Source organism: Brevundimonas sp. FG128 (assembly GCF_057809775.1).
Genome location: NZ_JBMDKP010000003.1, coordinates 393,592 through 406,327, shown reverse-complemented (window position 1 = coordinate 406,327; position 12,736 = coordinate 393,592). Strand labels below are relative to the sequence as shown.

Annotated in this window: 14 protein-coding genes and 1 riboswitch; of the genes, 6 read left to right on the top strand and 8 right to left on the bottom strand. The window is 68.5% G+C overall.

Going from position 1 to position 12,736, the window contains the following annotated elements; genetic code table 11:
- Positions 1 to 11: 11 nt before the first annotated feature.
- Complete coding sequence (locus ACODSC_RS10470; RefSeq protein WP_488813840.1) at positions 12 to 518, top strand: TadE/TadG family type IV pilus assembly protein; 507 nt, start codon at positions 12 to 14, stop codon at positions 516 to 518.
- Between the two features lie 7 nt (positions 519 to 525).
- A complete protein-coding gene (locus tag ACODSC_RS10465; protein ID WP_488813839.1) occupies positions 526 to 1,071 on the top strand; it encodes a TadE/TadG family type IV pilus assembly protein in 546 nt (181 codons plus the stop codon).
- A gap of 2 nt (positions 1,072 to 1,073) precedes the next feature.
- Here the strand turns inward: ACODSC_RS10465 and ACODSC_RS10460 are convergent, their stop codons facing one another.
- From ACODSC_RS10460 to ACODSC_RS10430, 7 genes are all read right to left on the bottom strand, one after another.
- Positions 1,074 to 2,381 carry an anthranilate synthase component I family protein gene (locus ACODSC_RS10460; protein ID WP_488813838.1) on the bottom strand — a complete coding sequence of 436 codons (1,308 nt, stop codon included), beginning with the start codon at positions 2,379 to 2,381 and terminating at the stop codon, positions 1,074 to 1,076.
- Positions 2,378 to 3,157, bottom strand: coding sequence for a tyrosine-protein phosphatase (locus ACODSC_RS10455; protein ID WP_488813837.1), 780 nt, complete (start codon positions 3,155 to 3,157; stop codon positions 2,378 to 2,380). Before ACODSC_RS10455 ends, ACODSC_RS10460 begins: the two co-directional genes overlap by 4 nt.
- Before the next feature lie 21 nt (positions 3,158 to 3,178).
- On the bottom strand, positions 3,179 to 3,481 hold the full coding sequence (locus tag ACODSC_RS10450) for a winged helix-turn-helix domain-containing protein (protein ID WP_488813835.1): 303 nt from the start codon (positions 3,479 to 3,481) through the stop codon (positions 3,179 to 3,181).
- Between the two features lie 2 nt (positions 3,482 to 3,483).
- A complete protein-coding gene (locus tag ACODSC_RS10445) occupies positions 3,484 to 4,107 on the bottom strand; it encodes a hypothetical protein (RefSeq protein ID WP_488813834.1) in 624 nt (207 codons plus the stop codon).
- A gap of 138 nt (positions 4,108 to 4,245) precedes the next feature.
- Positions 4,246 to 4,428 (bottom strand): DUF1328 domain-containing protein, encoded by a 183-nt coding sequence (locus tag ACODSC_RS10440; protein ID WP_291538791.1) that lies wholly within the window; start codon positions 4,426 to 4,428, stop codon positions 4,246 to 4,248.
- 104 nt (positions 4,429 to 4,532) lie between these two features.
- Positions 4,533 to 4,943, bottom strand: coding sequence for a hypothetical protein (locus ACODSC_RS10435; protein ID WP_488813833.1), 411 nt, complete (start codon positions 4,941 to 4,943; stop codon positions 4,533 to 4,535).
- Positions 4,943 to 5,287 (bottom strand): ElaB/YgaM/YqjD family protein, encoded by a 345-nt coding sequence (locus ACODSC_RS10430; protein ID WP_488813832.1) that lies wholly within the window; start codon positions 5,285 to 5,287, stop codon positions 4,943 to 4,945. The genes ACODSC_RS10435 and ACODSC_RS10430 overlap by 1 nt, the downstream gene beginning before the upstream one ends.
- A 136-nt stretch (positions 5,288 to 5,423) precedes the next feature.
- On the opposite strand from ACODSC_RS10430, the gene ACODSC_RS10425 reads away from it, so the two are divergent.
- The 3 genes from ACODSC_RS10425 (at position 5,424) to ACODSC_RS10415 (ending at position 7,740) form a co-directional block, all read left to right on the top strand.
- A complete protein-coding gene (locus ACODSC_RS10425; protein ID WP_488813831.1) occupies positions 5,424 to 6,092 on the top strand; it encodes a fumarylacetoacetate hydrolase family protein in 669 nt (222 codons plus the stop codon).
- A complete protein-coding gene (gene maiA, locus ACODSC_RS10420) occupies positions 6,089 to 6,727 on the top strand; it encodes a maleylacetoacetate isomerase (RefSeq protein ID WP_488813830.1) in 639 nt (212 codons plus the stop codon). The genes ACODSC_RS10425 and maiA overlap by 4 nt, the downstream gene beginning before the upstream one ends.
- A 92-nt stretch (positions 6,728 to 6,819) precedes the next feature.
- Complete coding sequence (locus tag ACODSC_RS10415; RefSeq protein ID WP_488813828.1) at positions 6,820 to 7,740, top strand: aldo/keto reductase; 921 nt, start codon at positions 6,820 to 6,822, stop codon at positions 7,738 to 7,740.
- On the opposite strand, the gene ACODSC_RS10410 is transcribed toward ACODSC_RS10415, so the two are convergent.
- The gene (locus tag ACODSC_RS10410; RefSeq protein WP_488813827.1) at positions 7,724 to 9,550 is read right to left on the bottom strand and encodes a TonB-dependent receptor plug domain-containing protein; all 1,827 of its coding nucleotides are present in this window, start codon (positions 9,548 to 9,550) and stop codon (positions 7,724 to 7,726) included. The two genes, ACODSC_RS10415 and ACODSC_RS10410, sit on opposite strands and share 17 nt — an antisense overlap.
- Before the next feature lie 146 nt (positions 9,551 to 9,696).
- Positions 9,697 to 9,882, bottom strand: a riboswitch (cobalamin riboswitch).
- 75 nt (positions 9,883 to 9,957) lie between these two features.
- On the opposite strand from ACODSC_RS10410, the gene mutS reads away from it, so the two are divergent.
- Positions 9,958 to 12,639, top strand: a complete 2,682-nt coding sequence (gene mutS / locus ACODSC_RS10405) for a DNA mismatch repair protein MutS (protein ID WP_488813825.1) — start codon at positions 9,958 to 9,960, stop codon at positions 12,637 to 12,639.
- The last annotated feature ends 97 nt before the right edge of the window (positions 12,640 to 12,736 follow it).

The window sequence follows — 12,736 nt, the reverse complement described above, 5'->3', positions numbered from 1 at the left end:
TCAAGGCGCGAATGAGACGTTCGCGACGCGAAGGCGTCGCGGCCGTCGAGTTCGCCATGGTCGCCGTCCCGTTCTTCCTGATGATCTTCGCCATTCTGGAACTGGGCATGGTCTTCGTGATCGACTCGATCCTGGAAACGGCGACGACGGACACCGGGCGGCTGGTCCGCACCGGGGAAGCCGACGCCAAGGGCTTCGACAAGGTGCGTTTCAAGACCGAGCTTTGCAGCCGAATGAGCGTCTTCGAAGGCGACTGCATCAAACGCGCGACGGTTGATGTTCGCGTCATCACGCAGTTCGTGGACCCGGATCGAGAAGACCCGACCACAGCCGGCGTTCTGGATCCGGAAAAGACGACCTATGACGGTGGTCAGCCCGGAAATCTGGTTCTGGTCCGGGTCTGGTACGAATATCCCCTGATCACGCCGTTCCTGAACCAGGGCGCCACACGGGTCGGAACCGGCAAGGTCCTGCTCAACTCCGCCACAGCCTTCCGCAATGAGCCGTGGAATGCGTAGGCGGGGGTTGCGCGCGCTGCTGAAGGCTTGGGGCTGCGACACGCGCGGCGTCGCGGCGGTGGAGTTCGCCTTTCTCGCCCCCATTCTGATCCTGTTCTATTTCGGCATGGTCGAATTCTGTCAGGCGTATATGGCGCAGAAGCGCACGGGCCACGTGGCCTCCGTGGTGGCCGATCTGGTGTCCCAGACAGACGCCCTCACAAAGCAGCAGGTGCTTGACCTGCTCGATGTCGGCGAGGTGATCATCAGCCCCTTCCCGAAGGGCGAGCTCAGGCAACGGGTCAGCAGCGTGTCGCGCGTCACCGCCACGAAATACAATGTCGACTGGAGCGTTGGAAAAGGCCTGACCGGCAAACTGACCGTCACGGACGCGAAGGTCCCTTCGGACATGCTGGCTATCGGAGAGTCCGTCATCGTCGCCGAGGCCGAATACGACTACAGGTCGCCGTTCAGCAACATGTTGCCCGAAGCCATCAGAATAGCCCCCACATTCGAACGCATGGCCTATCTGCGGCCCCGGACGGCGGAAATCATCACCTGCACGGGCTGCTGATCCTATCGGCCGACCAGCGCCTGCCGCATCGCTGAAATCTTGACGTCGGTCTCGGCCTCTTCCGCATACGGATCGCTGTCGGCCACTATGCCGGCGCCCGCCAGGGTGCGGAACCGCCAGACCCCGTCCGCCCGCTCGAAAGCGGCTGTGCGGATCAGCACCGAGGCCGTCAGGCCGCCGCCCTCCTCGATCAGGAACAGCGAGCCGCACCAGGGACCGCGCGGCGGTTCATGCCCGGCGATGACCTTCATGGCCTGATGTTTCGGCGCCCCGGTGATGGACCCCGGCGGAAAGGTCGCCTCCAGCAGGTCGGCGGGACCGACGCCGGCGTCCGCCAGCGACGTGACGGTCGAGACCAGATGATGCACGGTCGGATGGCGCTCGACCGCGAACAGGGCGTCCACCCGCACCGACCCCGGCTGCGAGACCCGCGCCAGGTCGTTGCGCATCAGGTCCACGATCATCAGGTTCTCCGCGCGGTCCTTGGCGCTGGACAGCAGTTCCGCCGCCAGGGCCGCATCCTTGACCGGATCGTCGGCGCGCGGCCGGGTGCCCTTGATCGGCCGGGCCTCGATACGGCGGCTGGCGGCGTCGAAGGCCAGGAACAACTCGGGCGAGTTCGACACCAGCGCCCTTTCCCCCAGCCGCCAATAGGCCCCGAACGGCGACGCCCGCCCCTGCTGCAGCCGCAGAAAGACGTCGAACGGGTCGTGCTCGACCTTCAGCGCCCCCGACCAGGCCCGCGCGATATTGGCCTGGAACAGCTCGCCCGCCCCGATCCGCTCCACCACATCGGCTACGGCCGCACGATAGGCGCTCCCCGGCGCCTCGGCCTCGAAGGTTTCAGCCGGGACGGGCGGCGTCCTGACCTGGACGGCGTTCGCAAGCCAGCCGACGGCAACGTCCGCCGCCTTGGCCGCCGCTTCGAGGGTTGCCCCTCGCCCTGTGGCGCTCACGGTTCTCTGATGATGATCGAAGGTCAGCATCGACGGATAGCGGGCCAGCATCAGGTCGGGCCACACCGTCTCGCGCCGCCCCGTCGCCGGCCGCGCGCCCGCGTCATAGGCGGCCAGCCCCACCACGCCCGCTCCGAACGCAGGGTCCCTCAGAGCCTCGAAGGGCGCGGCCTCGTCGACCGGGCCGACCATGACCCGATCCGGCCCCGTCGCCACATGCGACCAGCGTCCTCCCGGCCCGCCGTCCGACAACAGGGCCAGGGCGCCGTCGCCGCCCCCCAATTCGGCCGCCACCTCGACAGGCTCCGTCCACGGAGCCTGTCGCACGACCACGTGGGTCAGGACCTCGCTCACGCCGACAATCGCGCCGCGATCCGGTCGCGCAAAGCCACATCGACGCCGATCGCCTCACGCAGATAGGCGTCCACGGACCCGTGCCGCGCCTCGACCTCGGCGAAGGCGGCCTCCAGATAGGCGGCCTCGACGCCGAGAAACGCGACGATCGCGTCGTCCGAGGCGAGGCGGCCGGTCATCTTGTGCAACTGTTTCGCTATGCCCGGCGCGCGCCCGACCAGGTCGACCGCCGCATTGGTCAGCAGATAGTCCTCGACCATGTCGTCGCGCGCAACGCCCAGCAGGTGATGGGTCAGGGCGGCGAGGAACCCGGTCCGGTCCTTGCCCGCCGCGCAATGGATCAGGACAGGCCGGTTCTGATCGCCCAACGCCCGGAAATAGCGTCCGAAGACATCCAGATGCGAGGCGTCGAACGGCAGATGGCGATAGGTGCGCGTCATGAACCGTCGCCCGGAATCCGGGGTCAGGTCCTCGGTCTTCAGAAAGGTGATGTGCGGCGCCTCAACGCCGTCCTCGACCCCGCCCTCAATGACCAGGCCGCTGAACCCGTCGGGCCGACGCGAGGGCTGGTCGCGCCGCTCTCCGGGCCGGCGCAGATCGACCACTGCGCCGACGTCGATCTGCCTTAACCGCTCCAGATCCGCATCGCTGGCCCGCGCATGATGGGCCGAACGCAGCAGGCGACCGGGGAGCACGCGCCGCCCGGCCGCCGTGGCGTAGTCGCCATAGTCGCGGAAGTTGTCGATGGCCTCGAAGGCGTGAAGACGGGTGGTCATGAGCCCGCTTCTAACCTGTATTCATCGTTCTGGCAGCAGGCCCGCCATGGCGTCGAGATAGGCGACGAAGGCGTCGCGCCCCTGGTCGGTCAGACTGGCCTCCGTCAGGGGTTTGCGCCCCTTGAAACTCTTGGCCACGGTGACGAAACCGGCGTCTTCCAGCTTGCGCAGATGGACCGACAGATTGCCGTCCGTGGTCTGCAGCCGAGCCTTCAGACTGTTGAAATCCGCCGTCCCGGCCCCCGACAGAAAGGCCATGATCCCCAGCCGGATTCGCCCGTGAATGACCTCGTCGATCCGGCTGATGTCGAAATCATCGGCCATGCTCAGACGATCTCCGACGGTTCCTGACGCATCAGGATCAGGCCTGGGATCAGGGCGACGGCGGCCAGCACGACCGTGAACACCAGATAGATGGCCGAACTGTCGATGAACCAGGCCACCGCGACCGCCCCGGCGTAGGAGACCAGGGCCGTCATCGACATCCAGCGCGTCCGGGTCATGGCCGCGGCGATCATCCAGGCCGACCCATAGGCCACCAGCACCGTCGTCGGCATCACCGCCATCCAGGACCAGTTCCCGGTCTTCACCGACAGGGCGACGAGCGCCAGCCAGGTGACGAAGATGCCGTATCCGACCCCGGTCCAGGCGGCGCCCACCGCCTTGTTGCCGGCCGAGCCGAAGCCCGGCTTGCCCTTCATACGCCCTATCAGCAGGGTCAGGGCGACGGCGAACACGACGCCCGCCCCGATCCATAACCAGAGCTGGGCCCAGGGGGTGACGTCCAGAACCCCGGCCTGGATGGCCCATTGGCCCAGGTTGGCGGTTCCGAACACGATGGCGGCGGTGACCAGCATGGGTCCCGCCAGCAGCGGCGCATGTCGCCCCTCATGGGCGAGGCCGCGCATATAGGCGATGTCGTCCTGAAGGGCCTGGGTGTCGCGTGTCATGGGTCTCTCCTCCTCAAATCCGATGACGAAGGATCACCCAATTACTTTGCATTGTAAAGTTCTTTTTGAAGAGCGGGGCGGGCATGAAAAAGGGGCGAAGCCTACGCTCCGCCCCTTCTGTCTCGTTCGGCTTAGCCCCTAAAGTCGGGGGGCGCCGCCGCGTCCGCGAAGTCCGCCGGCCACTAGGGCGATGACGAACAGAATGATTGCAACGACGGCGACGAATTTGGCGATCTCGAACGAGAAGTTCGCGATGCCGCCGAAGCCGAGAACGGCCGCGACCAAGGCCACGACCAGGAAGATAATCGCCCAGCGCATCATGGGTTTAGCTCTCCTGAGTTGATGTTCCGTCGGCGACCCGAGAGCCGTTCGTCGGTCGGCATATCAACGTCTTGGACAGCTTGGCGTTCCCGGCTGAATCGACTCTAGCGGCGGCGACGCCTCGAATAACCGCTGTGATCCATCTTCCGCTCCGCAACCATGCTGGCGATGATCGCCGCCAGGGCCGGATTGCGCAGTAGCAGGAAGGCCGCGCCCAATCCGCCGACCGCGCCCACGATGGGTCGCTCGCGGATGATATGCACGACCTTGCCGATCAGGCCTGACGATTCGTCTTCATCGTCTTCATCCTCATGGGCGTCGCTCTTCAGGAAGACGAGGGCGACGATCAGGGCGACCAGGGCGAACAGGCCGAAGGTCACCGCCGCCGCGCCCAGCGGCGTCAGCGTCAGGCTCAGCGCATAGAAGAGCGTCAGACCAAGGAAGACCACGGCCAGAAACAGGCTGGCGGCGACGACGCTGGTCGCCACCACACGTTTGACGATGCCCTTGAACATCAGCGGCGACGGCCGGCCAGCAGCATGCCCAGCACGACGCCCACGCCCAGAGCGATGGCGGTGGATTGCAAAGGACGCTCCTGCACCCGTTCGACGACATAGCGTTGCGCCTCGTCGAGCCGTTCGGCGGCGTCGTCATAATATTCGCGGCCCTTCACGCGGGCTTCGTCATAGTAGCCCCGGGCCTGTTCGCGCACTTCGTCGCTCTTGGCGCGCAGCTTGGCTTCAGCCTCTGCCGCCTTCTCGCGCAGGCGCTGGGTTTCCTCGCGGGCGCCGGTCTTCAGATCCTCCTTGAGGGTCTTCAGGTCAGCCTTGATGTCTTCTCGGGCCTTGGTGGTGGCCATGATGCGCGCTCCGTTTCAAGCTTGGCGGTAGAATAGAGAACCCCGTCTCGCAACGCCACACTCCTGACGAGGTTCCAACAGATGGGCGCCCGCGTCTGCCCTCGCCACGGGCTTTTCGCCGCACTAGAACGGTCGCATGACCCAATGGCTGTTCCCGCCCCGTCCCGCCCCTTCGCTGCCGATCGTCGGATCGGACCAGCGGTTTCCCGTCCGCCGGATCCTGTGCGTGGGCCAGAACTACGCCGCCCATGCACGTGAAATGGGGTCGGACCCCGACAAGCAGACGCCCTTCTTCTTCGCCAAGCCCGGCGACGCCGTGGTGTCGGATGGGGCGAACCCTTCCTATCCGCCGGCGACGGCCAATCTGCACTACGAGGCCGAACTGGTCGCGGCCATCGGGCCGGGCGCTGACGGCGGCATCGCCATCGTCGGCTGGGCCGTCGGTTGCGACCTGACGCGCCGCGATCTCCAGGCCGAGGCCAAGAAGACCGGCCGCCCCTGGGACGCCGCCAAAGGCTTTGACCAGTCCGCGCCGTGCGGACCCATAACCCTGGGCGCCCTGCCCCATCCCGCCGGCGCCATCGGCCTGAGCGTCAACGGCGAGGTCAAGCAGGCGGGCGCGCTGGACGACATGATCTTGAACCCCGACCGCATCGTCGCGGCGGCGCAGGCCCTGTGGTCGCTTCAGCCCGGCGACCTGATCTTCACCGGCACCCCGTCCGGCGTCGGCCCGGTCAGCCCCGGCGACCGCGTGGTCGTCACCGTCGAGGGTCTGGAGACGCTCAGCTTCGAGATCCAGCCATGATCCTGCACGGCTATTGGCGCTCGGGCGCCAGCTACCGCGTCCGCATCGCCCTGAATCTCAAAGGGCTCGGCTACGACCTCGCCGCCCACGACCTGCGCAAGGGCGAGCAGAAGACGGCCGACTATCTGGCGCTGAACCCGCAGGGCATGGTGCCCGCCCTTCAGGACGGCGACCTGATCCTGAACCAGAGCCCGGCCATTCTGGAATGGCTCGAGGAGACCCATCCCCGTCCGGCGCTTCTGCCCGGCGGGGCGAACGACCGCGTGCGCGTGCGCGCCATGGCGGCTTTGATCGGATGCGACGTCCATCCGCTGAACAATCTCCGGGTCCTGAAGACCTTGCGCGCCGACTTCGCCGCCGACCAGGCGACCGTCGATCGCTGGGCCGCAGGGTGGATCGCACCCGGCTTCGATGCGCTTCAGGCCATGATCGCACGGGACGGCGGCGGCGCCTGGTGCTTCGGCGACGGACCGACGCTGGCCGACTGCTATTTGATTCCACAGCTTTATTCGGCGCGGCGGTTCAATATGGATCTGACGCCCTGGCCCCAGCTTCTGGCGATCGAGGCCGAGGCGATGTCGCACGCCGCCTTCCAGGACGCCCACCCGGACCGACAGCCCGACGCCGACGCCTGATCGAACGCCGACCCCATATCATCGGTGGATAAGTAAGGTTCGCGTAAGGACTCGCTCAGCGTCCCTTAAGCATTGCGCGTCATTGTGCCGGGGTGTCGTATTCCCCCGCCACACCTTCGGCGTCGTCGCCCATTCATCGCCTGGCCCTGGCCGTGGTGACTGAGCCCGAACGCGCGCCTGGCGCCTTCATGTCCGCCCCCTCCGGCGCACGCGAAGAAGCCATGCGGTTCCTGCTCCAGACCGGGGCCGATGCGGGGGTCAAGCTGATCGCCACCCGCCCCGAAGGCGACAGCGAACGCCTGCTGGGTCAGGCCTGGCCCTTCCCCTCCCCCTTCCAGGTCACGGTCCGCACCGTACCGCTGAGCGAAGGCCTGGACCGGATCGAGGCCCGCGCCCGCCGGTCGCTGGAGCGTATGGGCCTGCCGCGCGGCGACGTGCTTCTGGTGTCCAACGCCGCCGAACTGGCCGGTGCCGAGGGCCGCGCCCTGTGGGACCGGGTCAAGAATCTCAAGGAGCGGGGCCTTTATCGCCGCATCGGCTTCTGCGCCACCGTCGAGGACGGCCCCGCCCTGCTGGCGCGACGCCTGGAGGCGGACGTGGTTCAGGTGCCGTGCAGCCTGTTGGACCAGCGCGCGGCCCAGGACGGCACGCTGGAGGCCATCGCCGATACGGGCGCGTCCGTGCATCTGTCGTCCATCTTCGCCGGCGGCGTGCTGTTTGCGGGCGGGGACGACCTGCCCCCCGAACTGGCCAGCCACGCCCAGGCTCTGTCGCGTACCCGTCGCCGTCTGGCCGAGCAGCGTTGCGACCCCATGCAGGCGGCCCTGGGCTACGCCCTGTCTCTGAACGGCGTGGACAAGATCGTGACCAGCGTGGCCTCGGCCGCCGAACTGCGCGCCATCCTGGCCGCCGCCCACGCCCCCTGTCCGAACCTGGACTGGGCGGCCCTGGCGCTCGAGGCGCCGGCGGCCTTCACCGCCGACGCCCGCGCCCGGATCAGTAGCGCAGCCTGATCCCGACATAGCCGGACCGTCCCGGTTCTCCGTAACCGAACACCTGCTGATAGTGTTCGTCGGCCAGGTTCTCCACCCGCGCCGTCAGGGCGACCTGGTCCGTCAGCTGATAGGCTGCGTTCAGATTGGCCGTGACGAAGCCGTCGCGCGCCACCGTTGAGAAGCCGCCAGAGTCGTCCTGATCGCCTTCCGCCCGCACCGTCAGGGCGCCCGACAGCCGGTCGCCGGTCCAGCCCAGGGTCGCCGATCCCGCATGTTCGGGCACGCGCAGCAGGCGCAGGCCCGTCGTGCGATCCTCAGCGTCGGTCCAGGCATAGGCCAGCGTCAGGTCGAAACCGCCGCCCAGCAGGGCGTGGCCTTCCAGCTCGAACCCGTCCGAACGGGTCTTGGCGACATTGATGTATTCCCCCGCCGTGTAAGTGATCTGGTCTTCCACGTTCAGGCGATAGAGGGTCGCGCGACCGTCGAACCGCCCGTCGGCCGAGGCCCAGCCCAGGGCGATCTCGACGCTGTCGGCCGTCTCCGGCCTCAGCTCGGCCCACGGCAGCGGCGCATAGCAGTAGTCGCAAACCGCCTGGCTGACGGTCGGCGCCTTGAAGCCCGTGCCGTAGGCGCCCGACAGGATGAAGCCGCCCGCCAGCTCATAGGCCGCCGAAATGCGTCCCGTCGTTTCCGAGCCGAAATCGTCGGTATCGTCGTAGCGCAGGCCGCCCGTCAGGTTCAGCGGCCCGACATCATACTGGGCCACCCCGAACACCGAGGTGATCGACAGGTCGCGCGACAGGCCCGACGACAGCGCCGCCGAGGCCTCGTTGCGCTCCACGCCGAAAGCGTAGTTCACGTCCCGGGCCTTTCCGTCCGCCTGCCAGCGATAGGCCTGGCGGTCGCCGGTGAAGGTCGAGCCGAAACCGCCGCTGTAGGAGGTGCGGTCGATGTCAGAAGCCGAGACGCTGAACTGATGGGTCAGGCCCAGGGCGACGGCGCTCAGCCGGGCGAAACCGGACCACTGCTCGCTGTCCTGGGTGTCGTCGGTGTCGGCCAGGGCGTAGTCGGGCTCGGGGAAGCCGTCCAGGTCGGCGTGGCTCTCGTTCCAGCGCACCGACCCGTCGATCTTCACCGTGTCGGAAAAGGCGTAGCGGCCCTTGCCGCCCAGGGTCGTGCTGCGGAAACCGTCGGCCTCGGGATTGCCGTCGGCCTCGTCGGCGGCGGAAATGCCGTCGGTCTGGAAGCGCGAAACATAGGCGCTGACGGCGTAGGTCTCATTGGCCACGCCCGCCGACACCCGGCCGCGTACGGTGTCGAAACTGCCGGCCTCTGCTTCGGCGCGCACGCCGTCGATCTCCTTGGTCGTAAAGGAAATCACGCCGCCGATGGCGTCAGAGCCCCACAGCGACGACTGCGGGCCGCTGAGCACTTCGATGCGCTCGATATCGGCCAGCTCGAAGCTGGAGAAGTCATAGGCGCCGTTGGGCTCGGCCGCGTCGTTGACGGGCGCGCCATCGACAAGCACCAGCGTCTTGCCGGGCGTAGCGCCGCGCATGCGGACTTGCGCCACGCCGCCGAACGCGCCTGTGCGCGTCACCGACAGGCCCGGCACGTCGGCCAGGATGTCGGCGGCGAAGATCGCGCCGCGCTGTTCGATGGTCTTGCCGTCGATGACGCGGGCGCCGGGCGTGTCGGCGACGATGGCCGGGATGCGGGTGGCGGTGATGACGACGTCGTCCAGCTGGGTCGCATCATCAGCGGCGAAGGCGGGCGCGGCGAAGGCGGCGGCTATCGCAGCCGTCGAGAGAAGAATGGAACGCTTCATTGAGCGAGATCCCCGTTTCGGTCCCGCGAGTGCGCGCGAGAGACCGGTCAAAGCGAGCCGACCCGCCAGACCGCGAGGGTCTGGACGGCGCAAGGTCGGGTCGCTGCGACGGTGAAGTCCCCGCGCCTCTGTCTGGTCCCGGACAGCAGCGAGCGACACAGGCGGCCAGGTTTCCTGGCTTGCGGGTCAAAAACCGCCGTCCTCGCCTTCCCAGTCACCCAGTGGCGCCGAAGTCGTCAGACCCCGGACGGACGACGCTCTCGCCGCCTACAGTTGCGGGCACAGCCACGGTGTCTCACCGTGTTCCCTAAACCGCCTGGCGCGGCCTATCGCAGGGGCGACAAGCCTGTGCAAGGGCCGTTCAACGGCCTTGAGCCGCCGGGCGCGATCCGTCACCCTGTCGCCACATGAACGCCCCCGTCACTCACCCGCCCGAAATCGCCGCTTCGCTTGAGGGCGCGACGCCGTTCATGGCGCAATATCTGACGGCCAAGGCCGGTCAGCCGGACGCCATCCTCTTCTTCCGCATGGGCGACTTCTACGAGCTGTTCTTCAAGGACGCCGAGGTCGCCGCCGCCGCCCTGGGCATCACCCTGACCAAGCGCGGCAAGCACCAGGGCGAGGACATTCCGATGGCGGGCGTGCCGGTCCATGCGATGGAGGGCTACCTCGCCCGCCTGATCCGCATGGGCCACAAGGTCGCCATCTGCGAACAGCTGGAAGACCCCGCCGAGGCCAAGAAGCGCGGCGGCAAGTCCGTGGTCCATCGCGGCGTGGTGCGGGTTGTGACGCCCGGCACCCTGACCGAGGACAGCCTGCTGGACGCGCGCGGCGCCAATCGCCTGGCGGCGGTCGCGGTGCGCAAAGGTCGGGCGGCGGTCGCCGTGGTCGAACTGTCGTCCGGCGCGGTCGATTCCGTCGCCTGTTCTATCGAAGACCTGGGCGCAGCCCTCGCCGCCTTCCGACCGTCTGAGGTTCTGGTCACCGACCGGATGTATTCGGACGAGGCCACGCGCGATGCGCTGGATGGTTCGGGCGGCGTGGTCCAGGCGCTGGCCAGCGCCATCGCCGAACCCCAGGCCGCGCGCGTGCGGGTGGAGCGGCTGTATGGCGTCTCGGCTCTCGACGGTTTCGGCGCCTTCGAGGAGGCCGAGGTCTCCGCGCTCGGCCTGATCGCCGCCTATCTGGAGACGACCCAGGCCGGCAAGGTTCCCGCCCTGGCCCCGCCGCGACGGCTGGGCGAAAGCGGCTTTCTCGCCATCGACCCGGCGACCCGCACCAGTCTGGAAATCGACCGCACCCAGCGCGGCGAGCGCGAGGGCAGTCTGCTCGCCTGTATCGACCGCACCGTGACCTCGGGCGGCGCGCGGGCCCTGGCCGAACGGATCGCCCGGCCCTTGCGCGATCCGCTCGCGATCAACGAGCAGCTCGACGCCGTCGAATGGCTGCTGGAACGGCGCGATCTCAGGCGAGACCTGCGCGAGGCGCTGAAGGCGTCGTCGGACATCGCCCGCGCCGTCGGGCGGCTGGCCCTGGGACGCGGCGGCCCGCGCGACCTGGCGGCGGTGCGCATCGGCCTGTCGATCGCCGAGGGCGTGGCCGGCCTGTTCGTCGGGCAAGTCGATCCCCTGACCGGCCAGCCGCGCCGCATCGCCTCGGCCCTGGACCGGCTGACCCTGTCTGCGGACGTGTCGCGACTGAAGGCCGATCTGATCCACGGTCTGGTGGACGAGCCCTCGCACCTGGCGCGCGACGGCGGCTATGTGCGGCCCGACTATCGCCCGGAACTGGACGCCGCCCGCACCCTGCGCGACGACAGCCGCCGCGTCGTCGCCGATCTGGAAGCCCGCGCCGTCGCCGAGTCCGGCGTCCCCTTCAAGGTCAAGCACAACGCCGTCCTGGGCTATTTCCTGGAGACCAACGCCAAGGCCGCCGAGGGCCTGCTGCGGGCCGGTCCCGACAGCCCCTTCATCCATCGCCAGACCCTGGCTGCTCAGGTCCGCTTCACCACCGTCGAACTGTCGGAGCTGGACGCCAAGATCAGCCAGGCCGGTCACCGCGCCCTGGCCATAGAGGGCGAGACCTTCGAGGGCTGGCGACGCGAGGCCGCCCGCCTGGCTCAGCCGCTGCAGGCCGTCGCCGAGGCTTTGGCCGAACTGGACGCCCACGCCGCCCTGGCCGAATGGGCGCAGGAGGTCGGCGCGACCCGGCCCGTGGTGGACGACACCCTGACCTTCTGCGTCGAGGCCGGCCGCCATCCCGTCGTCGAGGCGGCGGTCAAGGCGCAAGGGTCGCCCTACACCCCCAACAACGCCCGGCTGGATGGGTCGGGCCAGGACGGATCGCGCTTGGCCATCGTCACCGGCCCCAACATGGCGGGTAAGTCGACCTTCCTGCGCCAGAACGCCCTGCTGGTGATCCTGGCCCAGGCCGGCGCCTTCGTGCCCGCCCGCTCGATGCGGCTGGGCGTGGTGGACCGGCTGTTCAGCCGCGTCGGCGCCGGCGACGACCTGGCGCGCGGCCGCTCCACCTTCATGATGGAGATGGTCGAGACCGCCGCCATCCTGACCCAGGCCACGCCGAAAAGCTTTGTCGTGCTGGACGAGATCGGACGCGGCACGGCGACGTATGACGGCCTGGCCATCGCCTGGGCCACGGCCGAGGCTCTGCATGAGACCAACCGCGCCCGCACCCTGTTCGCCACCCACTATCATGAGCTGGCCCAGCTGGAGACGCGGCTGGACCACGTCTGCAACCTGTCCATGGTCGCGCGCGAATGGAACGGCGAGCTGGTCTTCCTGCACGAGGCGGCGCCCGGCGCGGCCGACCGCTCTTACGGCGTCCAGGTCGCCAAACTGGCCGGCGTGCCCGCCGCCGTCGTCGCCCGCGCCCGCTCGGTTCTGAACCGGCTGGAGGGCGAAAAGGCCGCCGCCGCCCGCCTGGACGACCTGCCCCTGTTCGCCGTCGCCGAGCCGGAGCCCCAACGCGGCCCGTCCCCGCTGGAGGCGGCGCTGAAGGCGGTCGATCCCGACGAACTGACGCCGCGCGAGGCGCTGGACGCGCTTTATCGCCTCAAGGGTCTTCTCTGACGCCCTGGCCTGCCTTTTGTTGGCGGGATTGTTAACCCGGCCGTGGTGAAGCTGGAGCCGGGCCGGTGTGCGCGGTCCGCCTCCTCCCCGGATCCGA

Coding starts and splice junctions, on each gene's coding strand:
- ACODSC_RS10445 (WP_488813834.1), bottom strand. CDS start 4,107: ATGACACGCGACACCCAGGCCCTTCAGGACGACATCGCCTATATGCGC.
- maiA (WP_488813830.1), top strand. CDS start 6,089: ATGATCCTGCACGGCTATTGGCGCTCGGGCGCCAGCTACCGCGTCCGC.
- ACODSC_RS10450 (WP_488813835.1), bottom strand. CDS start 3,481: ATGGCCGATGATTTCGACATCAGCCGGATCGACGAGGTCATTCACGGG.
- ACODSC_RS10455 (WP_488813837.1), bottom strand. CDS start 3,157: ATGACCACCCGTCTTCACGCCTTCGAGGCCATCGACAACTTCCGCGAC.
- ACODSC_RS10440 (WP_291538791.1), bottom strand. CDS start 4,428: ATGATGCGCTGGGCGATTATCTTCCTGGTCGTGGCCTTGGTCGCGGCC.
- ACODSC_RS10410 (WP_488813827.1), bottom strand. CDS start 9,550: ATGAAGCGTTCCATTCTTCTCTCGACGGCTGCGATAGCCGCCGCCTTC.
- mutS (WP_488813825.1), top strand. CDS start 9,958: ATGAACGCCCCCGTCACTCACCCGCCCGAAATCGCCGCTTCGCTTGAG.
- ACODSC_RS10470 (WP_488813840.1), top strand. CDS start 12: ATGAGACGTTCGCGACGCGAAGGCGTCGCGGCCGTCGAGTTCGCCATG.
- ACODSC_RS10435 (WP_488813833.1), bottom strand. CDS start 4,943: ATGTTCAAGGGCATCGTCAAACGTGTGGTGGCGACCAGCGTCGTCGCC.
- ACODSC_RS10425 (WP_488813831.1), top strand. CDS start 5,424: ATGACCCAATGGCTGTTCCCGCCCCGTCCCGCCCCTTCGCTGCCGATC.
- ACODSC_RS10430 (WP_488813832.1), bottom strand. CDS start 5,287: ATGGCCACCACCAAGGCCCGAGAAGACATCAAGGCTGACCTGAAGACC.